The sequence below is a fragment of the Phyllobacterium sp. genome (assembly GCF_037994425.1).
Lineage (GTDB): Bacteria > Pseudomonadota > Alphaproteobacteria > Rhizobiales > Rhizobiaceae > Phyllobacterium.
In genome coordinates this window covers 1-21,081 of the sequence record NZ_JBBNAM010000157.1, presented here as the reverse complement: position 1 = coordinate 21,081, position 21,081 = coordinate 1, and the positions used below count along the sequence as shown (strand labels likewise).

General features: G+C 58.4%; 19 protein-coding genes. 10 read left to right on the top strand and 9 right to left on the bottom strand.

All coding sequences use genetic code 11. The annotated features are described in order from the left end of the window. Positions 1–138: 138 nt before the first annotated feature. Positions 139–489 (top strand): DMT family protein, encoded by a 351-nt coding sequence (locus AAAB35_RS11500; protein WP_340668419.1) that lies wholly within the window; start codon positions 139–141, stop codon positions 487–489. On the opposite strand, the gene AAAB35_RS11495 is transcribed toward AAAB35_RS11500, so the two are convergent. Next, positions 479–1,369: a DMT family transporter gene (locus AAAB35_RS11495; RefSeq protein ID WP_340668418.1), complete on the bottom strand. Its 891-nt coding sequence runs from the start codon at positions 1,367–1,369 to the stop codon at positions 479–481. The genes AAAB35_RS11500 and AAAB35_RS11495 overlap by 11 nt on opposite strands. A gap of 85 nt (positions 1,370–1,454) precedes the next feature. Then, positions 1,455–2,591, bottom strand: a complete 1,137-nt coding sequence (locus tag AAAB35_RS11490; RefSeq protein WP_340668417.1) for a PQQ-dependent sugar dehydrogenase — start codon at positions 2,589–2,591, stop codon at positions 1,455–1,457. Positions 2,592–2,896: 305 nt separating this feature from the next. Here AAAB35_RS11490 and greA point away from each other — a divergent pair, with 305 nt between their 5' ends. Genes greA through AAAB35_RS11475 form a run of 3 tightly spaced genes read left to right on the top strand, consistent with a single transcriptional unit; the run spans position 2,897 to position 5,169 of the window. Then, on the top strand, positions 2,897–3,370 hold the full coding sequence (greA, locus tag AAAB35_RS11485; protein ID WP_340668416.1) for a transcription elongation factor GreA: 474 nt from the start codon (positions 2,897–2,899) through the stop codon (positions 3,368–3,370). 3 nt (positions 3,371–3,373) lie between these two features. Next, positions 3,374–4,438 carry a glycosyltransferase family 4 protein gene (locus AAAB35_RS11480; protein WP_340668415.1) on the top strand — a complete coding sequence of 355 codons (1,065 nt, stop codon included), beginning with the start codon at positions 3,374–3,376 and terminating at the stop codon, positions 4,436–4,438. Beyond that, positions 4,435–5,169, top strand: coding sequence for a glycosyltransferase family 25 protein (locus AAAB35_RS11475; protein WP_340668414.1), 735 nt, complete (start codon positions 4,435–4,437; stop codon positions 5,167–5,169). Before AAAB35_RS11480 ends, AAAB35_RS11475 begins: the two co-directional genes overlap by 4 nt. Here AAAB35_RS11475 and AAAB35_RS11470 read toward each other — a convergent pair. Together AAAB35_RS11470 and AAAB35_RS11465 are read right to left on the bottom strand one after the other, a co-directional pair. Beyond that, positions 5,166–5,636 (bottom strand): Lrp/AsnC family transcriptional regulator, encoded by a 471-nt coding sequence (locus tag AAAB35_RS11470; protein ID WP_340668413.1) that lies wholly within the window; start codon positions 5,634–5,636, stop codon positions 5,166–5,168. The genes AAAB35_RS11475 and AAAB35_RS11470 overlap by 4 nt on opposite strands. Before the next feature lie 98 nt (positions 5,637–5,734). After that, positions 5,735–7,135 (bottom strand): TrkH family potassium uptake protein, encoded by a 1,401-nt coding sequence (locus AAAB35_RS11465; protein ID WP_340668412.1) that lies wholly within the window; start codon positions 7,133–7,135, stop codon positions 5,735–5,737. A gap of 309 nt (positions 7,136–7,444) precedes the next feature. Between AAAB35_RS11465 and trxB the strand changes: the two genes are divergently transcribed. The 3 genes from trxB (at position 7,445) to AAAB35_RS11450 (ending at position 10,069) form a co-directional block, all read left to right on the top strand. After that, positions 7,445–8,419 carry a thioredoxin-disulfide reductase gene (gene trxB / locus AAAB35_RS11460; RefSeq protein WP_340668411.1) on the top strand — a complete coding sequence of 325 codons (975 nt, stop codon included), beginning with the start codon at positions 7,445–7,447 and terminating at the stop codon, positions 8,417–8,419. A gap of 152 nt (positions 8,420–8,571) precedes the next feature. After that, positions 8,572–9,468, top strand: a complete 897-nt coding sequence (locus AAAB35_RS11455) for a LysR family transcriptional regulator (RefSeq protein ID WP_340668447.1) — start codon at positions 8,572–8,574, stop codon at positions 9,466–9,468. Positions 9,469–9,559: 91 nt separating this feature from the next. Continuing rightward, a complete protein-coding gene (locus tag AAAB35_RS11450) occupies positions 9,560–10,069 on the top strand; it encodes a DUF2380 domain-containing protein (RefSeq protein ID WP_340668410.1) in 510 nt (169 codons plus the stop codon). 243 nt (positions 10,070–10,312) lie between these two features. On the opposite strand, the gene msrP is transcribed toward AAAB35_RS11450, so the two are convergent. Next, positions 10,313–11,287, bottom strand: a complete 975-nt coding sequence (gene msrP / locus AAAB35_RS11445; protein WP_340668409.1) for a protein-methionine-sulfoxide reductase catalytic subunit MsrP — start codon at positions 11,285–11,287, stop codon at positions 10,313–10,315. 131 nt (positions 11,288–11,418) lie between these two features. Beyond that, complete coding sequence (locus tag AAAB35_RS11440; protein WP_340668408.1) at positions 11,419–12,621, bottom strand: pyridoxal phosphate-dependent aminotransferase; 1,203 nt, start codon at positions 12,619–12,621, stop codon at positions 11,419–11,421. 241 nt (positions 12,622–12,862) lie between these two features. Between AAAB35_RS11440 and AAAB35_RS11435 the strand changes: the two genes are divergently transcribed. Beyond that, positions 12,863–13,474: a glutathione S-transferase family protein gene (locus tag AAAB35_RS11435; protein WP_340668407.1), complete on the top strand. Its 612-nt coding sequence runs from the start codon at positions 12,863–12,865 to the stop codon at positions 13,472–13,474. Between the two features lie 21 nt (positions 13,475–13,495). On the opposite strand, the gene AAAB35_RS11430 is transcribed toward AAAB35_RS11435, so the two are convergent. Then, positions 13,496–14,413, bottom strand: coding sequence for a LysR family transcriptional regulator (locus AAAB35_RS11430; protein WP_340668406.1), 918 nt, complete (start codon positions 14,411–14,413; stop codon positions 13,496–13,498). 124 nt (positions 14,414–14,537) lie between these two features. On the opposite strand from AAAB35_RS11430, the gene AAAB35_RS11425 reads away from it, so the two are divergent. Beyond that, positions 14,538–15,569: an NAD(P)-dependent alcohol dehydrogenase gene (locus tag AAAB35_RS11425; RefSeq protein WP_340668405.1), complete on the top strand. Its 1,032-nt coding sequence runs from the start codon at positions 14,538–14,540 to the stop codon at positions 15,567–15,569. 112 nt (positions 15,570–15,681) lie between these two features. On the opposite strand, the gene AAAB35_RS11420 is transcribed toward AAAB35_RS11425, so the two are convergent. Further along, positions 15,682–15,894 (bottom strand): cold-shock protein, encoded by a 213-nt coding sequence (locus tag AAAB35_RS11420; RefSeq protein WP_027233379.1) that lies wholly within the window; start codon positions 15,892–15,894, stop codon positions 15,682–15,684. A gap of 324 nt (positions 15,895–16,218) precedes the next feature. Between AAAB35_RS11420 and AAAB35_RS11415 the strand changes: the two genes are divergently transcribed. After that, a complete protein-coding gene (locus tag AAAB35_RS11415; RefSeq protein ID WP_340668404.1) occupies positions 16,219–18,003 on the top strand; it encodes an ABC transporter ATP-binding protein/permease in 1,785 nt (594 codons plus the stop codon). A 144-nt stretch (positions 18,004–18,147) separates the two neighbouring features. Here AAAB35_RS11415 and carB read toward each other — a convergent pair. Continuing rightward, a partial coding sequence (carB, locus tag AAAB35_RS11410; protein WP_340668403.1) for a carbamoyl-phosphate synthase large subunit occupies positions 18,148–21,081 on the bottom strand: 2,934 nt, incomplete at its 5' end.

Genomic DNA, 21,081 nt, shown 5'->3' with positions numbered 1-21,081 from the left:
TCGTAAAGGAAAGGTCAGCGGGTTCTTAAGGTTTGGGTTCGAAATGTGACGTTCGAGCAAATGGCTTGATTTTGCTGCAATTAGCGGTGCAATTAGCCCGCCGCAGCCAACACCGAATGTCCCCTTGAAAGAGCGATCATGCCGAATTTTCTATCGCAATCCATTGCGCCCATTTTCTTGCTTATTGCTTCCAATGTCTTCATGACTTTTGCCTGGTACGGCCACCTGAAGTTTCCAACAGCGCCGCTGGCGCAGGTGGTATTCATCAGTTGGGGCATTGCGCTGATGGAATATTGGCTGGCCATTCCGGCCAATCGCATCGGCCACACGGTTTATTCGACCGCCGAACTCAAGACGATGCAGGAGGTGATCACGCTGGTCGTCTTCAGCCTGTTCTCGATCTTCTATCTCAAGGAATCGTTCACCTGGCAGCACGTTGCCGGTTTCGCCCTTATTGCGGTCGGCGCGACGTTGATCTTCAAGGCGTGACTGCAGCTCTGTTGCGCAAGAGAGGGATCAGCTCGACGGCGATCATCGAGGCAAAGATGAGGCCGCAGCCGACGATGCCTTGAAGCGTCAAGCGCTCTCCGAGCAGAATGATGCCGAAGATTGCGGCGAACAGCGCTTCGGATGACAGCATGATGGCGGCCTGTGGTGCAGTCGTAAACCGCTGACCGACAGCCTGCAATGTGAAACCCACACCGGAAGATAGGACGCCCGCGAAAATAAGCTCTGGGCCTGCCGCAATAATCGAAAACAGTTCGTTGCGCTCGGTCGTCAGGGTGACGATAAGCCCGAGCGCGCCGCAAACCAGGTATTGGACGAGGCAAAGCATGATGGGTCGGCCGCTTTGTATGCCGATGCGATTGATGAAGATAATCTGCAAAGCCCAGAAAACGGCACAGCCGACAATGAGCCAGTCGCCGATGGTCAATCCATCCAGCCTACCGCCTGAGAGCAGATATATTCCCGCAAGCGCGGTGATGGCGCAGGGCCAAACGACGGGGTGCGGCCACTGCCGGAAGAGAAAGACACCGAGGACCGGCACCATCACAACATAGAGCCCGGTCAGAAATCCGGCGTTCGTGACGGACGAAGTGACCATGCCGACCTGCTGCAGGGCAGCACCTGAAAACAGCAGGAGGCCGATGAACACAAAGCCGAAATAATCTTGCCCTGTCAGGGACTGGCGTGCGTTCTTTGCCTCGCGAAAGGCGAGAGGCGCGACGGTCAATGCTGCCAGAAAAAACCGGATCGCGACGAACATGAACGGCTTGACGCTCGCCATGGCTGTCGATTGGGCAACGAAACCGAAGCCCCAGATGGCTCCGGCAAGCAGCAACAGAACATTGGCCCGGCCATGCGTCATGACGATCCCACAAAAATTGGCGCGGTTACATCAAGTCCGCAATGGCAAACTCCTCTAAACGTTGCAACCGGTTACCGCAAGGCGCTTAACTCGCGTGCGCCCGCGTCAATCGAATGATCTTGCCGTCTGCTTCGTCGGTGAGGAGATAGACCGAGCCATCCGGCCCCACCCGCACGTCGCGGATGCGTCCAAATGCGTCCTTCAACAGGCGTTCCTCGCTGCCGATCTTGCCGTGCTCATCGCGATCAAGCCGCACGAGCGTTGCGAATTTCAAGGAGCCGACGAGAAGGTCACCCTGCCACTCCGGGAACATCTTGCCTTGATAGACGGCAAGGCCGGAGGGGGCGATGGAGGGGTCCCAGTAATAGAGCGGCTGTTCGTAGCCCGCGGCCTTGGTTCCCTTGCCGATCTTTGCGCCGGAATAATCCTTGCCGTAGCTGATCACCGGCCAGCCGTAGTTCTTGCCCGCCCGGGGTTGATTGATCTCGTCGCCACCTTGGGCCCCGTGTTCCACGGTCAAAAGCGATTGCGTGACGGGATCCCAGGTTGCGCCCTGCGGATTGCGGTGACCTTTCGACCAGATTTGCGGCAACGCCTTCTCGCCATCGGCGAAAGGATTGTCAGCCGGCGTGGTGCCGTCGGCATTGATGCGAAGCACGGAGCCTGCTTCGTCCTTGAAGTCCTGTGCACGCTGCCGGTCGCCGCGCTCGCCCATTGTTACAAACAGCTTGCCATCGGGCGCGACAACGATGCGAGACCCGAAGTGCTGACCCTTGTTGGTCTTTTTATGCATCGAGGCAAGTATGATGACACCATCGAGCGCGCCGCCGTTCTCGGTGCGGACAAGTTTGGCGCTCGCGAGGGCAGTGCCGGCGCCTCCCTTGCCTGGCTCGGAGAAGGTGAAATAGATGCGGCCGTTTTCGGTAAAGTCCGGCGCGAGCACGACATCGAGCAGGCCGCCCTGGCCCTTTGCCGCAACCTCCGGTACGCCTGCCACCGGAGCCGAGACCTGACCATCTTTGACGATTCGCATGTTGCCGGTACGCTCCGTGACGAGGAGCGAGCCGTCGGGAAGGAAGGCCATACCCCATGGATGCGCGAGGTTGTGCGCCACCGTCTCGGAGGAGATGCTCACCTTGTCGGTCTTGAATATTTCGGCATGGGCCATCTGAGCACCGAAATAGAGGGCGCTGGCCAGCGCAATGACCATTTTCCGTCGCATCGATGAGGTTCCTTTCATCGTGGGCGTTACTTCGTTTGACGAGTTTGTTTGTGAAATTGAGAACATATTTCGATGCTCCGGTCGTCTCACAGTGATGTGAGTCCTGCGTGAGCCCATGCCAGATATCGTACGAAGCCGTTTGCCGGCACTATTTCCACTTTCTTCGTGAAATTGCCGGAAACGATGCTATATTGAGTGAGGAATGATTGAACGGTTCCGAAGCTGTGAGCTCCGGCGACCGTTTTATTTTTGTGCCGCGTGGCCTCGGTTGAGGCCGTTTCGACACTACAACGAAAGGAGAGGACATGGAAAAGGTCCCGATGACTCAGGCAGGATTTGACAAGCTCAAGGAGGAACTGCGCTGGCGCCAGCAAGAAGAGCGGCCACGCATCATCCAGGCGATTGCAGAGGCGCGCGCTCACGGCGACCTCTCGGAGAACGCTGAGTATCATGCTGCCAAGGAAGCGCAGAGCCACAACGAGGGTCGCGTCGGCGAACTCGAGGACTACACTGCGCGTGCCGAGATCATCGACATTTCCAAGCTCTCTGGCGACAAGATCAAGTTCGGTGCGACGATCCATCTCGTCGATGAAGATACCGAGGAAGAGAGAACCTACCAGATCGTCGGTGACCAGGAAGCTGATCCCAAGGCTGGCCGGATTTCCGTCTCCTCGCCGATCGCGCGTGCTTTAATTGGCAAGAGCGAAGGCGAAACGATCGAAGTTAATGCGCCGGGCGGTGCAAGGTCCTACGAGATCCTCGGCTTCAGATTCGTCTAAGCGGTGTCGTTCGATACCGTGTCCAGCGTCGAGGTGATTGCTCCAAACTTCAAGCGCACGCTTTCGGGCGTCACCTCGACCATCATCCAGCTCATTCCATTGCAGCGTGCAAACGGCCTCAAGATAGCGACCTTGGGGCCGGGCCTGCCCGACGATCTGGCGAAGATCCGTTGGTCGGCTCTGCCTGGTCTGTGGCTAAGGCCGCGAAACCGGCCGTTCCGCATCTGGCATGCCCGGCGCAATACCGAGATGGTTGCCGGGATCCTCATGCACTCGGTCTTGCGCATGAAGCTAAAGCTTCTTTTCACTTCTGCGGCGCAGCGCGACCACAGGTCCTTCACCAAGTGGCTTATCCGGCAAATGAACGCCGTCATTGCGACAAGCGGCAAATCGGGCAGCTTCCTGAAGGTGCCGCACACAGTGATCATGCATGGCGTCGATACTGAGCGCTTCCATCCCCCGCAGGGCGATGCAGACAGCTTCGCCGCCTCGGGACTGCCGGGCGAATACCTCGTCGGGTGTTCCGGGCGGATAAGACCTTCCAAGGGGACCGACCTTTTCGTCGAAGCAATGATCAACCTACTGCCGCAGCACCCCGAATGGACAGCGGTCATGACCGGCCGCACGACGGTGGAAAACAAGGGTTTCGAGCAGGAATTGCGCCAAAAGATTGCTCGCGCCGGGCTGGAGGACCGCATTCTGTTCCTTGGCGAAGTGCCGGACGTGCGCATCTGGTACCGCCGGATGACGCTCTACGTCGCACCGTCGCGTAATGAAGGGTTTGGTTTGACTCCGCTCGAAGCCATGGCGTCGCAGACGGCAGTCGTTGCGAGCGATGCGGGCGCGTACGCGGAAATGATTGCGCCGGGAACGGGAACGGTTGTCCCTGCGGGAGACGGCAACGCGCTTGAAGCCGCGATTGCGCCCTATCTTGCCGATCCAGCGAAGTGCGCTGATGTGGCGACGGCAGGTCTCGTCCATGTCCGGGAGAATTTTCCACTGGAGAAGGAAGCGGGCAAGATCCTCGAGGTCTACGAGACGATGTTTGCCGCCGGATCGCGGCGGTGAAGACCGCCGCATTGATCATCCATCTCGAGCGAGCGGAAAAGCGCGGCGAACACGTGCGAGCGCTGATCAAGCGCCTGCCGATCGAGGCAGAAATCATCGATGCCATCGACGCCAAGGAGATGAGCGCCGGCGAAATCGATTCGATCTATTCCCGATCGCTGCACAAGCCGCACTATCCCTTTGCGCTTCGTCCCTCGGAAATTGCCTGCTTCCAGTCGCACCGCAAGGCGTGGGCGACGATCGCCGAACGCAATCTCGACGCCGGACTGATCATCGAGGACGATGTCGATATCGACGATGAGGCGTTTACGGCGCAACTGGAACTTGCTCTCGGCAGCATCCAGCCCAATGACTATATCCGCTTTCCCCGTTGGACGAGGGGCGAGCAAGGTCCCACGATTGCCCGCAAGGATGGTCACTCTATCATGGAGCCGCGCCTGCCGGGGCTCGGAATGCAAATGCAACTCGTCGGTCGGGAAGCAGCAGCATCCCTCCTCAAAGCGACCGAACGCTTCGACCGGCCGGTTGATACGACCATCCAGATGCGCTGGCTGCACCCGGTACGTATCCTCTCGGCCCGGCCTATAACTATTCGCGAGATCGATTTTGACCTTGGGGGAACAGTCGTTCAGGGCAAAGACAAAAGCCTGGGCGGGCGGCTGAAGCGGGAAATCCTGCGACCATACTACAGGGTTGCCTTGAACCTCTACAGCCGTTTGCGACGGGCCTAGAGCACCATCAGGGGTTCGTTCTTGACCGATCGGATCGTGAGGGACGTCCGAACAGAATCAACATTCGGCGTCGAGGTCAGTTCCTCGATGACGAAATTCTGAAACGTGGAAAGATCGCTGGCCACGCAATGGAGCAGGAAGTCCGATTCACCCGAAACCATCCAAGCGCGGCGCACGAGTGGCCAGTTTTGCGTCTTTTCGGCAAAATTCTTCAGGTCGGCGTCTGATTGGCGGTGCAGGCGAATCATGCAGAAGGCGACAATGTCCTGACCGAGCACCGAACCATTCAAGATCGCCCGGTACCCCTGGATGATGCCGCTTTCCTCGAGTTTGCGCACACGGCGCAGGCAGGGTGGTGCCGAGATGCCGACGCGTTCGGCGAGCTCCACATTGGTAATGCGGCCATTGTCCTGCAATTGTTTCAGGATTTTCCAGTCGATCGCGTCGAGTTCCGCCTTGAGAGGCATGGTTTGCCTTTATCCTGTCTCACACCGTAAGTGCACTATACATAAGCGATTCCTGCTGCTGTGTAATGCATCCCCCGCTGGTTGCAAACAGCTTCCCCTTATCTTGTCCAGAAGCGGCGCGTAAACAGAATGACGACCGTGACGATTTCTAGGCGCCCCGCAAGCATCAGGTAGCTGAGAACGAGCAGGGAAGGATCGCCAATCGTCGAAAAGTTTCCAGCTGGTCCGATCGTGTCGCCAAATCCCGGGCCGACATTCGAAAGCGCGGTCAGGGCGCCGGTAAACGCCGTCCCGAGGTCATTGCCGAGCATAGCAAGCACGGTTGCGCCGATGACGAGTGAAGCCATGTAGAGGAAGATGAACAACAGGGCCGACTGTGCCACTTCGTCGGTGATTTCCGATTTTCCATAGCGCATCTTCACGATGGCGTTGGGCAGGATCAGCCGTGTCAGGCTTGCCGATGCGAGCTGCCAGAGAATGATGAGGCGGTTGATCTTGATTCCGCCAGAGGTTGAGCCGGAGCAACTGCCGATAAACGTTACGAGAAAGAATATGCCGAGGGCTTCTGCGCCCCAGAGCGTGTAGTCCTCGGTGGCAAAGCCAGTCGTTGTGATGACCGACACGAGATTGAACGTTGCCGCAATGATCGCATCGGCAAGGCCAATTCCAGTCTCCAGCATCAATCCCGCGGCAAGAATGGCGCTGAAGCCGATAATGATGATGAAGAAGAGCGTCACTTGCGGATCGCCGATCGACATGCGGCGTTGCGGCATCGCCGCCTTGATATAGAGCACGAACGGCAAGGCGCCGAGGATCATGAACACAGTGGCGATAATCAGGATGGCGCGGTTATGGGCATAGAACCCAAGCGATGAATCGTGCGTCGAGAAGCCGGCGGTGGCAACGGTCGTCATGCCATGGTTGATGGCGTCGAACATGCCCATCCCGGCGGCGAAATAAAGGATTGTACAGAGGAGCGTGAGGCTGACATAGGCGAGGATGATGCCAGTCGCAATCTGATGAATGCGTGGGAGTATCTTTTCCGACTTGTCCGACGATTCCATGTGCAGGAGCTGGATGCCGCCGACACGCAGCGAGGGCAGCAGGAGCAAACCCAAGCCAATGAAGCCGAGGCCGCCGAACCAGCACAGCATCGAGCGCCAGAGGAGGATGCCCCGCGGCATTTTATCGAGCCCGGTCAGGACCGTCGCGCCTGTTGCGGTAATGCCGGACATCGACTCGAAGAACGCCTTGATAATGCTGATCGGCAGGGGCGAGAAGATGAAGGGAAGGGCGCCAAACACTGCCGCAGTGAGCCAGAGCGCGACGATCAGCAGGAATCCGAGGCGAGGCGTAAACCGGATATCGGGATTGTGGGTTGCAAGGCTCGTCAGCCAGCACAGAACGGCGGTGAGAACCGCCGATTGGACAAACACCGGCCAATCGCGATTGCCGATATGCAGGTCGATGAGCGCCGGTATGAGCATCGTCGCTGCCATGACGAGGCCGAACCGTGCGCAGATGTTGATGATGGTGCGAAAAATGGAGTTGACCTCCCTCCGTCAGAAATCGGTCGCTATGGTGGGGGAAACGGTTTTGGTCCGCATTTTGACATCTTGCGTTTCATAACTGGTTCGTGCAGACCGCACAATGGAGCGAAGGTGCCGCCGAACAGCAGCAAGCTGTGGCTAACCTGCCTATGTTTTGGACAGACCTTGCAACGACGGGGGCTGAACCACTACCTTATGGCGGTCCAACGCGAGCTCCGGCTCGTGCCATCTTTTGTGGGATCAATTCAAGGTCTTGTTATGTCGAAGCGCCATGTGCCCGTCCTCATTATCGGTTCCGGTCCCGCCGGCTACACGGCGGCGATCTATGCGGCGCGCGCCAACCTGAAACCGCTTATCGTCGCCGGCCTGCAGCAGGGCGGCCAGTTGATGATCACCACCGATGTCGAGAACTATCCGGGCTACGCCGATCCGGTGCAGGGTCCCTGGATGATGGAGCAGATGCGTATCCAGGCCGAGCATGTCGGGGCCGAGATTGCGCACGACATCATTACCGAGGTCGACCTGTCGGTGCGCCCGTTCCGGCTGACGGGCGATGGCGGAACGCAGTATACCTGTGATGCATTGATCATCGCCACCGGCGCGCAGGCGAAGTGGCTCCGCATTCCAACCGAACAGAGTTTCATGGGCTTTGGCGTCTCGGCCTGCGCCACCTGCGACGGCTTCTTCTATCGCAACAAGGACGTCGTTGTCGTCGGCGGCGGCAATACGGCTGTCGAGGAAGCGCTTTACCTTGCCAATCTTGCAAAGTCGGTGACGATCGTGCATCGCCGCGACCAGTTCCGCGCGGAAAAAATCCTGCAGGACCGGCTGTTCAACAAGGAAAACGTCACGGTCATCTGGGACAATGTTATTGACGAAATCACCGGCACGGAAGCGAAGGCACCCTTGCCGGCTTCAGTGTCGGGCGTTCGCCTGAAGAACATCAAGAGCGACGAATTGACCGACCTGAAAACGGATGGCGTGTTCGTTGCTATCGGCCATGCGCCGGCCGTAGAGCTCTTCAAGGGCAAACTCAAGCATAAGCCGAACGGCTATTTGTGGACGGCGGCAGATTCCACCGCAACCGATGTGCCAGGCGTCTTTGCCGCGGGCGATGTCACGGACGACATCTACCGTCAGGCGGTCACCGCGGCAGGCATGGGCTGCATGGCTGCACTTGAAGCCGAGCGCTGGCTGGCAGCTCAGGAACCAGTTCGCGAAGCTGCTGAATAGCGGCAACTGCCGCGCACCGCGCCGAAGGGCGCGCGAGGGCGCGGCGGGACGTTGAGTGGCGCACCCCCAGAAAATCAAAGATGGTTTTTGGGGCAATGAGCCAAATGGTGCTGGCTGCGATGGCGCGGTCAGAACGGGGAGAAAACTACGCGATGTCGCTTGATTGGGACAAGTTGCGAATATTTCATGCTGCGGCAGAAGCTGGGTCGTTCACCCATGCCGCCGAGACATTGCATCTGTCGCAATCGGCCATATCCCGTCAGGTCAGCGCCCTGGAACAGGACGTCGGCGTTCCGCTATTTCATCGGCATGCGCGTGGTCTCATCCTGACCGAACAGGGTGAAGTGTTGTATCGCACGGCCCACGAAGTTCTCATGAAACTCGAGAACGTTCGCTCGAGGCTCACGGAGAGTAAGGACAGGCCCTCCGGAAAATTGCGTGTGACGACGACAGTCGGCCTTGGTTCAGGCTGGCTGATCGAGCGCGTGCAAGAATTCATCGAGCTCTACCCCGAAGTCCAGTTGCAGTTGCTTCTCGACAATGAAGAGCTGGATTTGACGATGCGTCACGCCGATTGCGCTATTCGCTTGCGCCAGCCGCAGCAACCGGACCTGATCCAGCGCCGCCTCTTCACCGTGCACATGCATGTCTATGCGGCGCCGGGTTACATCGCCAAATACGGCAAGATCGAAAGCATCGAGGAGATCGATTCGCACCGCATCATCAGCTTCGGCGAACCTGCGCCGTCCTATCTGACCAATCTCAATTGGCTGGAGATCATCGGCCGATCGGATGGCAACCTGCGGCCCGCGGTGCTGCAGATCAACAATCTTCTGTCGATCAAGCGTGCGATCCAGAAGGGCGTCGGCATAGGCGTCCTTCCGGATTACATGGTCGAGAAGGATTCGACCCTCGTGCGGCTCCTGCCGGAGATGGAGTTGCCGTCGTTCGATACGTTCTTCTGCTATCCGGAAGGCATCAAGAACGCCGCCAAGCTCCACGTTTTCAGAGATTTCCTGTTTTCGAAGGCACGTACCTGGTCCTACTAGAGCCGATTTTTGCTGTTCTTTCTCTGCCGAGAAATTATAGTGGACGTGAGGGCACCTTCGAAGGGCCGGCGTGGCGCCGGTGCGGTGTCCTATGCATGCAACTGCACACATTTCGCTTGCCCTTTGCTGTTCCCTTCTTACGTCTGGCGATGGTCGTGCTGAAACGCCGGCGGTCATTGCCTCCGCCAATTTCGATTTCATCGACACGTCCGGGGAACCGAGGGATCAATCGGCGGACCATCAGAGACGGTTGACTGACCTTTCCGATTATCTGCGCGAGCAACTGGCCGAGCAGGGCAAGTTCAAGCTCGTGCCGCTGCCATGTCAGGCGAGCCAGTGCACGGCAACCGATCCGGGCTACGAGGCGCTGTCCGCGATGGCAAGGCAAAATGGCGCGGCCTTCGTCGTCATCGGCGCTGTCCAGAAAACCAGCACGCTCATCGGTTGGCTGCGATATTCCGTGCTGGACGTAAGAGACAGTCGTGCGGTCTGCGGCGAGTTCATCACCTATCGCGGCGATACTGACGAAGCATGGAGACGGGCAGCGAGATTTTCCGCCGGGCAGATCATTCGCCATTGCGGGCTAAACTTGAAGAATTGAACATTTTTTGGGCATTTTGAAGAGCAATTGGCGCGGTATGCATCAGGCGCATGGGTGCAATGCACAATTGGGTGTTGCGAGAAAAGGTCAAAACCTTCATATCCACGTCACTTGCCGGTGCGTCTCCTCCTCCCATTGCGCGCCCGCAAGTGTTCCCCTCTGGAGGTTTTAGCCGGAAACGGCACCTTCAAAACTTAAGGCCGGGCAATTGTCCGGCCTCTTTTCTTTTCAGGGGCATGCTTTTCAGCGATAGAGCTCTTCGCCCTGGATCCCCGCATATAATGCGGCCACCTGTTCGCCATAACCATTGAAGATCTGTGTAGGTACGGTTTCACCCGTGTGCAGGATGCGCTCCTGTGCCTGGCTCCAGCGCGGATGAGCGACGTCAGGATTAACGTTGGCCCAAAACCCATATTCGTTCGATGCAAGGCCCTCCCAGAAGCTGACCGGGCGCTCGTCGGTGAATGTGATCTTGCGGATCGACTTGATCGATTTGAACCCGTACTTCCATGGCAAAGCGAGGCGGAGTGGCGCGCCGAACTGGTTGAGCAAAGGCTTTCCGTAGGCGCCAGTAACCATAAAGGCGAGTTCGTTGGCGGCTTCCGCGATGGTGACGCCTTCCACGTAGGGCCAGGTGTATAGGAACCCGTTCTGGCCGCTCGCCATGGACGGATCGTAGAACGTCTCGAAGCGAATAAATTTGGCAGAAGCAGTCGGCTTTGCCAGCTCCACCAGTTTCGCCAAGGGAAATCCGGTCCAGGGAATGGTCATCGACCACGCCTCGACGCAGCGGTGCCGATAGAGGCGCTCTTCCAGCGGAATTTTTGCCTCAAGTTCAGCAAAGGCGATGATGAACGGCTTTTCTACCATACCACCGATTTCGATATCCCACGGATTGGTTATTAGGTTTTGCGCCTCGGTCCAGATTTCCTTGTCGCCCCCGAATTCGTAGAAATTATTGTATTTGGCGTTGATCTCTTCCGGCGTCAGGCTGCGGTCGAGCTTGTAGGCGGTGTTCTGCTTTGCAGGATAGAGAGCCGGGTTGCCCGCGGGCAGGGGTGCAGCGTGAACTGGCTTTGAAAGGCGGGCGCTCGTAGCGAGCGCCAGTGCGCCAAGACCCCAGGCCTGTAAAATAGCCCGCCGGTTGAGAAACGTCGTTTCGGGCGTCACCAAAGCTTCGGAAATTGCCCATGCGGGCGTGCGATGTATCGCGGCCATAACCACTCCGTACCTGCCATGTCTCGTTGCAAAATACCGAGTAATCGCAATCCGTTGTCACACAATGCCGTGATTGCAGCTGGCAAGAAAAAGGGGCCGTAGCCCCTTTCGTAATATCGTAGTTTATCCGCTCAGCGCAGGCTGGCGCAGAAGCGCTGGATACGCTTGCCGGCTTCCTCGAGGTTGGCGTCGGAGGTTGCATAGGAGATGCGGAAATTCGGTCCGAGGCCGAATGCGGATCCGTGCACTGCGGCGACAGCCTCGGTTGCGAGCAATTCGCTGACGAAATCCTCGTCGGTTTCGATGACCTTGCCTGAAGGAGCCGTCTTGCCGATCGCCGCCGCGCAGGACGGATAGACATAGAACGCGCCTTCCGGCTTCGGACATTCAAGAAGCTTGGTCTGGTTCAGCATTGACACAATGAGGTCGCGGCGCCCTTCGAACGCCTTCTTGAAGATCGGCAGATGTTCCTGGGTTCCATCGAGTGCTTCGACGGCCGCCCATTGCGAAATGGAGCTGGTGCCCGAAGTTTGTTGCCCCTGGACCATGTCCATGGCCTTGATCAATTCGAGCGGCCCGGCCGCATAGCCGATACGCCAGCCGGTCATGGCATAAGCCTTTGATACCCCGTTCATCGTCAGCGTGCGGTTATAAAGATTCGGCTCGACCTGCGCCGGTGTGACGAACTTGAAGTCGCCATAGGTCAGGTGTTCGTACATGTCATCGGTCAGCACCCAGACATGTGGATGACGCATGAGAACGTCGGTCAGCTTCTTCATCTGGTCCCAGCTATAGGCCGCACCCGACGGGTTCGAAGGCGAGTTCATGATGATCCACTTGGTCTTGGGCGTCATTGCGCGCTCCAGATCCTCGGGCTGCAACTTGAATTCGTTCTTCTGGAGCGCCGAGACGATGACCGGCGTTCCCCCGCAAAGAGCGACCATTTCCGGGTAGCTTACCCAATAAGGCGCAACGCAAATCACTTCGTCGCCGGGGTTCAGCGTCGCAAGCAGTGCATTGTAGATGACGTGCTTGCCGCCGGTGCTGACGATGACCTGGTTGGCCTTGTATTCGAGCTCGTTCTCGCGCTTGAACTTGCGCACGATCGCTTCGCGCAGCTGCGGTATGCCGGCCACGGGGGTGTATTTGGTTTCGCCCCGGCGGATGGCCGCAATTGCGGCTTCCTTTACGTTGTCGGGCGTGTCGAAGTCCGGCTCACCAACCGAGAGCGAAATGACGTCACGGCCCTCAGCTTTCAGATCGCGCGCTTTCTGGGTGATCGCAATTGTTGCGGAAGTCTTCACACGGGAAAGGGCGTCTGCGAGGAATGCCATTTTATCGTTCTCCAGAAACGAGGGTTGATGACCGGTAGACGGTTGCGGGGTTCGTATGTCGTAATGATTGGCGAATCGCAAGCAAAAGCATTCTGTGAAGGCTTTTCTTCGCTCACTTTCTATGCAGGGTGTGACATCGAACCGACGAAGCATCAGCTTCGCTTGTACGTTCCTTCAATCAAAATGATTGGACATTGCTCAAAGGAGCGAAAATATTCGCCTGCCACTGGAGACTAGCCATATGCCTAAACTCTATTCACAGCCCGAATCCGGAAACTGCTACAAGCCACGGCTTTTGATGGCGAAATTGGCCTTACCCTTTGAACATGTCACGTTGTCTTCAGTTGACGGTTCAACCCGCAAACCGGAATATCTTGCAAAAAATCCGAACGGCAAGGTTCCACTGCTCGAACTCGACGACGGGCGATTGCTGGCAGAATCAAACGCCATCCTGCTGCATCTTGCCGAGGGCACTCGCTTCATACCGGAGGACGCTTATGAGCGAGCACTGATGTATCAATGGCTGTTCTTCGAGCAGTATACGCACGAGCCGAACATCGCCGTGCGCAAGGCCCTGCTCGTCTACCCGGAACGGGCGAGAGAGGCAACGCCCGAGCGGCTGGCGGCAACGCTGGAGGGCGGCAACAAGGCGCTCCTCGTCATGGAAACCCAGTTACAGAAGTCGCCGTACCTTACGGGCAGCAACATCAGCCTCGCGGACATCGCGCTCTATGCCTATACGCATGAGGCCAATCGCGGCGGCTATGATCTTTCGGCATATCCATCCGTTTCAAAATGGTTGAGCCGGGTTGCTGCAGACGAAGGGCATGTACCGATCACGTGGATACCGTAGAGCGCGTACCGTTCACTGCGCCTACTTGATCTCTCGATCCGCGCCGGTCATGCCCGGAAGCCGGGTTGCCAACGCATCGACGAGAACGCGCAATCGAGCGGGCATGAAGGGCGCGGTCGGCCACACGGCGAAAGTGTCGAAAACCAGCGGTTCGAACTCGGTCAACACCTGAACAAGCCGGCCCTGCCGAACGTGTTCGCTGATCAGCCAGCATGGCGACCATGTGAGGCCAAGGCCGCTTGCGGCCGCATCTGCCGCGGCCTCGAGGTCGTCTACGATAAGCTGGGTCCGCGTCGGAGCGGCAATCGTGCCGCCGCGACCGTCGGGGAACAGCCAAGGGCGGGTATTGCCGTCGCGCCCATAGGTGACGGCATCATGTGTCGCGATATCATCAAGAGTGAGCGGGATACCGCGCGCGGCAACGTAGTCCGGCGACGCGCAGATCGCCATTCGTTGGCGGGCGATGCGTCGTGCGCTCAGTCCCGCCCTGTCCGGCAGGGCGGTATTGCGCACGATCAGATCGTAACCTTCTTCGATGATATCCACTGTCCGGTCAGTGAAGGAGACGTCGAACCGCAGTTTCGGATATTGCCGCGCAAGATCGAAAATGATCGGGGCAACGCAGCGCCGCCCGAAGATCGCAGGCACGCTGACGCGCATGCGGCCGGCGGGCTCGGACGTCTCCGAGGCAAGCGCAAGCTCTGCCGCTTCAACCTCGGCGAGCACACGCAACGAGCGCTCGTAGAAGGCATGGCCCTCGGCGGTGAGCGTGAACGCCCGCGTCGTGCGATGGCACAGCCTTACGCCGAGCCTCTGTTCAAGCCTTGCGATGGTCTTTCCGATCGCCGAGCGGGACATGCGCAGACGTTCGGTGGCCGCCGAAAACCCACCCGCGTCGACGACGGCAACAAATTCCTGAATGCCAGCCAACTTGTTCAAGATGTGCGCCTCATTGTAGATGGTATGGATACAATATTGACGTTTAATAGCGCAACTGTTGTTCGTCGGGCGCATATATGGTCGACACCTCAACCCGGAGGCGGGTTCAGTAGAGGGCATATCCATGACGACGATGATGAGGCGCTGGCAACTGACCGCGGCGGGCAGAGAAAATCTGGAGCTTGTCGATGTTCCGGTTCCAAAACCTGGGCCGGGCGAAATATTGATCAAGGTGTCTGCAGCCTCCCTGAACTACCGTGACAAGCTTCTGATCGACGACGGCTTCGGCTTACCTGATCCGCAGACCGAACCGGTCACCCCCGCTTCCGACCTTTCCGGCATCGTTGCGGAGATCGGGCTGGGGGTGACGCACTTTGCCGTTGGCGACAGCGTCATTTCCACATTCATCCCGGACTGGATCGATGGTGTTGGTCCTGGTACCGCGAGAGAGCCGAACGGCCAAACGCTTGGCGGAACGGTGCAAGGCGTCTTGGCGGAGTATGTTGTACTGCATCAGGATTGGGCGGTCCGCGGCCCGGCGAATCTTACGCATGTCGAAGCGAGCACACTGCCCTGCGCCGGACTGACCGCCTGGACCGCGCTTATCGAACGCGGCCATCTGCGGGCAGGGCAGAAGGTTCTCGTTCTGGGGACCGGCGGCGTCTCGTTGTTCGGTCTTCAGCTTGGCCTCATGCATGGGGCGGAAGTGATCGTTGTTTCGGGCGACGACAGAAAATTGGCGCGCGCAAGCGAACTCGGCGCCCGTCACGGCATCAATCGCAAAAAGGAGGATTGGGTCGCCGCGGTCCACCGTCTGACGAACGATCATGGAGCCGACCATATTCTCGAAACCGTGGGCGGCGCCCATCTTGGCAAATCGTTGGATGCAGCCGCCGTCACAGGGCGAATCTCGCTGATCGGCATCCTCGAAGGCCTTGATGTTTCTGGCAACTTCGGTGCGCTCGCCCGCAAGCGGGTCATTGTCGAAGGAATTCAGGTAGGGCATCGGCGGGGGCTGGAAGACCTCGTCAGAGCCTACGGCGTTTCAGGGGTAAGGCCCATCATCGACGCCGTCTACAGGATGGATGAGCTAGGCTCGGCGCTCGATCATCTTGCTCAGGGGGCGTTTGGTAAAGTTGTAGTCGAACTTGCTTAGAGGTTGAATCCGGCAAACTCGTTAACATGCTGACATAAAACGAAAAAGGCGGGGTGAACCCGCCTTTTTCAATTCTGTGCTTCAGAAATCGAACGATTCCCGGTATGCGGCATCAGCCCGCGACGCTGAGGTTGTCAGCGGACGACTTGCCCGAACGACGGTCCTGAACGATCTCGTAGTTGACCTTCTGACCGTCATTGAGGCCGCGCAGACCCGCGCGTTCAACAGCGGAAATATGGACGAATACGTCGGCACCACCAGTATCAGGCTGGATGAAACCGTAGCCCTTAGTGCTGTTGAACCATTTCACTGTTCCCGTAGCCATGGGAAATTCCTTTCAGATGTATAAGACAGGCAGCATGCACATATGCAGCCCAGGGAATCGAACCTATGCAATGGAGTTCATCAGGAAGCGCAACGGGTTACGCAGGTCGCAAAGTCACTCGACCGATAAAATCGATGTCGGATACATATGACAGATTCCGGGCCAAAACAAGCCGAATTCAAAATGCCTGTCTTCCGCATTAAGGCGCTCCGCTTGCGCGCACAAATTTTGCCCTTACATTCCGTCTTGCATTTCAGCGCATTATCCGACGTGTGTTAGAAGTAATAACAAGGCCGACTCGCGGTCGCCCACGAGAGGAAACTCATGGCGGAGCAGAAACCGAACCGATCCGCGCCCACCTCCGTTGCGGGCGAAGTGGAAGCCGGTCTCTGGGCGCAGCTTCGCGTCATTGGCAATATCTACAGGATTTCGCCGGTCCGTAACCGGCTCATCCTCCTCATTCTTGGCGTCTTTGCGATCATCATTGTTACTTCGGCGGGGCAGGTGCTTCTCAACCGCTGGAACGTGCCGTTCTACGACGCGCTATCGCGGCGCGATTTTTCGGCGTTTGTCGATCAGCTCATGGTATTTTTTGCCATTGCCTCGGTGCTGCTCGTACTCAATGTGGCGCAGACCTGGCTCAACCAGATGGCGCGGCTCAAGCTGCGCGAGGGGCTGACCCGGGATCTGGTCGGCGAATGGTTGCAGCCGCGCAGGGCATTCAAGCTCTCGAATTCCGGTCCGATCGGCGTCAACCCCGACCAGCGCCTGCATGAGGACGCCCGCCATCTTGCCGAAATGTCGACCGATCTCGGCTTCGGGCTGTTGCAGGCCTCGATATTGCTGATCAGCTTTGTCGGGGTGCTGTGGACGTTTTCCAGCGGCTTCGTTTTCAACGTCGCCGGCTATAGTTTTTCGATTCCGGGCTACATGGTCTGGGCAGCCTTCCTTTATGCAGGCATCGCTTCGTGGATCAGCTGGCTCGTCGGACGCCGGCTCATTAATCTCAACGCCGATCGCTACCAGAAGGAATCGGAACTGCGCTTCTCGCTGATGCGCGTCAACGAGCATATCGATGCGATTTCGCTTTATCGCGGCGAGGCCGATGAAAACCGGCGGCTCGGTTTCGATATCGATCGACTACTTGGCGCGATCCGCCTGCTTGTGACCGCACTGACGCGACTAACGTGGGTTACGTCCGGCTACGGCTGGATCACCATTGTTGCGCCCATTCTGGTGGCTGCACCGGTCTATTTTGCCGGAAACCTTTCATTTGGCGGTCTGATGGCGGCGATAGGGGCGTTCAACCAGGTGCATGACGCGCTCAAGTGGTTCGTCAACAATTTCGGTGCAATCGCTGATTGGCGCGCCACGCTCCTGCGCATCACATCGTTCCGCCAGGCGGTGCAGGCGACCGACATCCGGAACAGCGTCGATCAACGCATCAAGTTCAATGAGACCGATTCCAACCAGATCATTCTTGATTCGCTCAAGATCACCGCACCCCGGGCGACGGTTCGCCTGAAGGAAAAGAAGGCAATCGTCAAGGAAGGCGAGCGCGTCCTGATCACAAGTGAAGCGGGGATCGACCGAACATTGCTGTTTCGAGCCATTGCGGGGCTTTGGCCGTGGGGTGCGGGAACCGTCAGCCTCCCGGCAAATACGTCGATTCTTTATATGCCACGCTCGCCATACTTTCCGCCGGGGTCTCTACGCGGAGCGATGTCGTATCCCGAAGGCGACGAGGCCTTCTCCGATGAACAGCTCGTGTCTGCTCTCCACGAGCTCGGCCTGACGCGCCTTGAAACCATGCTCGATTTCCGCGCGCGCTGGGAACGAGAACTGAGCGATGACGAACAGCAGTCGCTTGCGTTTGCCCGGTTGAAACTGCACGAACCGAGCTGGGTGGTCATCGATGAGGCTCTTGACGGTATGGAGCCCGCAGCGCACGAACGGGTCATGAAGGTTCTGCGCAACCACCTTTCCAAGTCGACCGTGGTGCACATTGGCCGCGAGGATAAGGATGAAAAGCTCTTCGCCAAGGTGCTCCATTTCGTCAGCGACCCATCAGGCCATGGATTGGAGCAAGAGGGCGTCGAAGGGGTCTAGGGCCTACCAGATTGTGGAGGCGTAGACGTATTCCCGTACTTAACGTCGGCCGTCAGCAGCGGTGCGCTCAAGACATGGGATGTGGCGATAATCATGCGATCGGCCGGATCCTTGTAACGTGAGCATGCCAGCTGAATCACAACCTCACACGAAATAATCCTGCAGCGGTCTTACTTCCAGCGAACCGGCTTTCAATGCGGCGATGGCTTCGGCAACCGCATCTGCGCCCGAGAGCGTCGTATAATAAGGCACCTTCTGCATCAGCGTTGCGCGGCGGAGGGATTTGGAGTCCGAAATCGCCTTGGCACTGTCTGTGGTGTTGAACACGAGCTGCACCTGCCGGTTGCGAATTGCGTCCTCGACATGCGGACGACCCTCTTGAACCTTGTTGATTTTCTGGGCCTCGACGCCGTTTTCCGAAAGGAATCGCGCCGTTCCGCCCGTCGCCATGATTTTGAAGCCAAGCCCGGAAAGACGTTTCACGGCCGAGAGGATTCCCGGCTTGTCGTCATCGCGTACTGACACGAACAGCGTTCCGTCACGCGGAAGATCGACGCCTGCACCAAGCTGGGACTTGGCAAAGGCAAGCGCATAGTCGTAGTCGAGGCCCATGACTTCACCGGTCGAGCGCATTTCGGGGCCGAGCAGCGTGTCGACGCCAGGGAAGCGTGCAAATGGGAATACCGCTTCCTTCACGGCGATATGCTTGCGGCCGGTCGTTGCCGGCTTGCCGCCATAGTTGCCGAGTGCTTCATCGAGCGTCTCGCCCGACATGATCCGCGCCGCAACCTTGGCAATCGGCAAGCCAATCGTCTTGGCGACGAAAGGTACAGTCCGCGATGCGCGTGGGTTTACCTCGAGTACGTAGATCGTTTCGTCCTTGATGGCGTATTGTACGTTCATCAGGCCAACGACATTGAGCGATTTGGCAAGGGCCGCCGTCTGCTTTTCGAGCTCGGCGACCGTTTCGGTCGAGAGTGAGTGGACGGGCAGGGAGCAGGCGCTATCGCCGGAATGAATGCCGGCCTCTTCGATGTGCTCCATGATACCGGAGACCCAGGTATTCTTGCCGTCGCAGAGGCAATCGACATCCACCTCGATGGCCTCGGTGAGGTAGCGGTCGAAAAGCAGCGGGTTCTTGCCAAGCAGGGTATTGATCTGCCCTGTCTTGTCGTTGGGGTATTTCTGCTTGATGTCTTCCGGGACAAGTTCGGGCACGGTGTCGAGCAGATAGCTTTGCAGCGACCGCTCGTCGTGGATGATCTGCATCGCGCGGCCGCCAAGCACGTAGGACGGGCGGACGACGAGGGGAAACCCGAGTTCGCCCGCGATGGTGCGCGCCTGCTCGACCGAATAGGCAATGCCGTTTTTCGGCTGGGTGAGGTCGAGCTTGACGAGAAGTTTCTGGAACCGGTCACGATCCTCGGCGAGATCGATAGCGTCCGGTGACGTGCCGAGGATCGGGATGCCGGCCTTTTCCAGCGCGTCGGCGAGCTTGAGCGGGGTCTGGCCGCCGAACTGGACGATGACGCCGTGGAGCGTCCCCGCAGTCCGTTCGGTCCGCAGGATTTCCAGAACGTCCTCAGCCGTCAACGGCTCGAAATAGAGCCGATCCGAGGTATCGTAGTCGGTCGAAACCGTTTCCGGATTGCAGTTGATCATGATGGCTTCGTAGCCGGCATCGCGCAGGGCGAAGGCCGCATGGCAGCAGCAATAATCGAACTCGATACCCTGACCGATGCGGTTCGGACCACCACCGAGGATGACGACCTTCTTGCGGTCGGAGACCTGTGCCTCGGAGGCGAGCGCCCCTGCGAAGGGCACTTCGTAGGTCGAATACATATAGGCGGTAGGCGAAGCGAATTCGGCCGCGCAGGTATCGATGCGCTTGAATACCGGATGTACGTCAAGCTTATTGCGGAGCTTGGTTACATCGGCGGCATCCACCTTGGCCAGGCTGGCGAGACGGGCGTCGGAGAAGCCCATGCCTTTCAACATCCGCAGGTTCTGTGCGTCCTGCGGCAGGCCATGTTCGCGCACGCGCTCCTCGGTTGCGATGATTTCCGCCATCTGTTCGAGGAACCATGGATCGATCTTGCAGCCCTCATGCACTTCCTCGACCGAAAGGCCAAGCCGCAGCGCCTGGGCGACCATGCGCAGGCGGTCCGGCGTTGGCGTGCCGATGGCGGCGCGGATTGCATTGTTGTCATTGCCTTCGCCGGTGCCGGGAATGGCGATCTCGTCCAGGCCGGTAAGGCCGGTCTCAAGGCCGCGCAGTGCTTTTTGCAGCGATTCCTTGAACGTGCGCCCGATGGCCATGACTTCGCCCACCGACTTCATGGCGGTCGTCAGGATCGGTTCGGCGCCGGGGAACTTTTCGAAGGCAAAGCGCGGAATCTTGGTGACGACATAATCAATCGAGGGCTCGAACGAAGCGGGCGTCGCGCCGCCGGTAATATCGTTGTCCAACTCATCGAGCGTGTAGCCGACCGCAAGCTTCGCCGCTACCTTGGCGATCGGGAAGCCGGTTGCCTTCGATGCCAGAGCCGAAGAGCGCGATACGCGGGGGTTCATTTCGATAACGATCAACCGACCATTTTCTGGATTAACCGCGAACTGAACGTTCGATCCGCCGGTTTCTACCCCGATTTCGCGCAACACCGCGATCGAGGCGTTGCGCATGATCTGGTATTCCTTGTCGGTCAAAGTGAGGGCAGGCGCGACGGTGATGGAGTCGCCGGTGTGGACGCCCATTGGATCGACGTTCTCGATCGAGCAGATGATGATGCAGTTGTCCGCCTTGTCGCGAACAACCTCCATCTCATATTCCTTCCAGCCAAGGACCGACTCTTCGATCAGCACTTCGGTTGTAGGCGAGGCATCGAGGCCGCTGGCGATGATGTCGTAGAATTCCGTTCGGTTATAGGCGATGCCGCCACCCGTGCCGCCCATGGTGAAGGATGGGCGGATGATCGCCGGAAGCCCCACATGATCGAGCGCCGCGCCAGCCATACCAAGCGCATGCGATACATAGCGCTGCTTGCGGTCACCTTCGCCGAGTTGCCATTCGGTCTCGAG

Coding starts and splice junctions, on each gene's coding strand:
- AAAB35_RS11495 (WP_340668418.1), bottom strand. CDS start 1,369: ATGACGCATGGCCGGGCCAATGTTCTGTTGCTGCTTGCCGGAGCCATC.
- msrP (WP_340668409.1), bottom strand. CDS start 11,287: ATGGCCGCGATACATCGCACGCCCGCATGGGCAATTTCCGAAGCTTTG.
- AAAB35_RS11470 (WP_340668413.1), bottom strand. CDS start 5,636: ATGCCTCTCAAGGCGGAACTCGACGCGATCGACTGGAAAATCCTGAAA.
- AAAB35_RS11420 (WP_027233379.1), bottom strand. CDS start 15,894: ATGGCTACGGGAACAGTGAAATGGTTCAACAGCACTAAGGGCTACGGT.
- greA (WP_340668416.1), top strand. CDS start 2,897: ATGGAAAAGGTCCCGATGACTCAGGCAGGATTTGACAAGCTCAAGGAG.
- AAAB35_RS11440 (WP_340668408.1), bottom strand. CDS start 12,621: ATGGCATTCCTCGCAGACGCCCTTTCCCGTGTGAAGACTTCCGCAACA.
- trxB (WP_340668411.1), top strand. CDS start 7,445: ATGTCGAAGCGCCATGTGCCCGTCCTCATTATCGGTTCCGGTCCCGCC.
- AAAB35_RS11415 (WP_340668404.1), top strand. CDS start 16,219: ATGGCGGAGCAGAAACCGAACCGATCCGCGCCCACCTCCGTTGCGGGC.
- AAAB35_RS11435 (WP_340668407.1), top strand. CDS start 12,863: ATGCCTAAACTCTATTCACAGCCCGAATCCGGAAACTGCTACAAGCCA.
- AAAB35_RS11490 (WP_340668417.1), bottom strand. CDS start 2,591: ATGCGACGGAAAATGGTCATTGCGCTGGCCAGCGCCCTCTATTTCGGT.
- AAAB35_RS11425 (WP_340668405.1), top strand. CDS start 14,538: ATGACGACGATGATGAGGCGCTGGCAACTGACCGCGGCGGGCAGAGAA.
- AAAB35_RS11450 (WP_340668410.1), top strand. CDS start 9,560: ATGCATGCAACTGCACACATTTCGCTTGCCCTTTGCTGTTCCCTTCTT.
- AAAB35_RS11465 (WP_340668412.1), bottom strand. CDS start 7,135: ATGGCAGCGACGATGCTCATACCGGCGCTCATCGACCTGCATATCGGC.
- AAAB35_RS11500 (WP_340668419.1), top strand. CDS start 139: ATGCCGAATTTTCTATCGCAATCCATTGCGCCCATTTTCTTGCTTATT.
- AAAB35_RS11455 (WP_340668447.1), top strand. CDS start 8,572: ATGTCGCTTGATTGGGACAAGTTGCGAATATTTCATGCTGCGGCAGAA.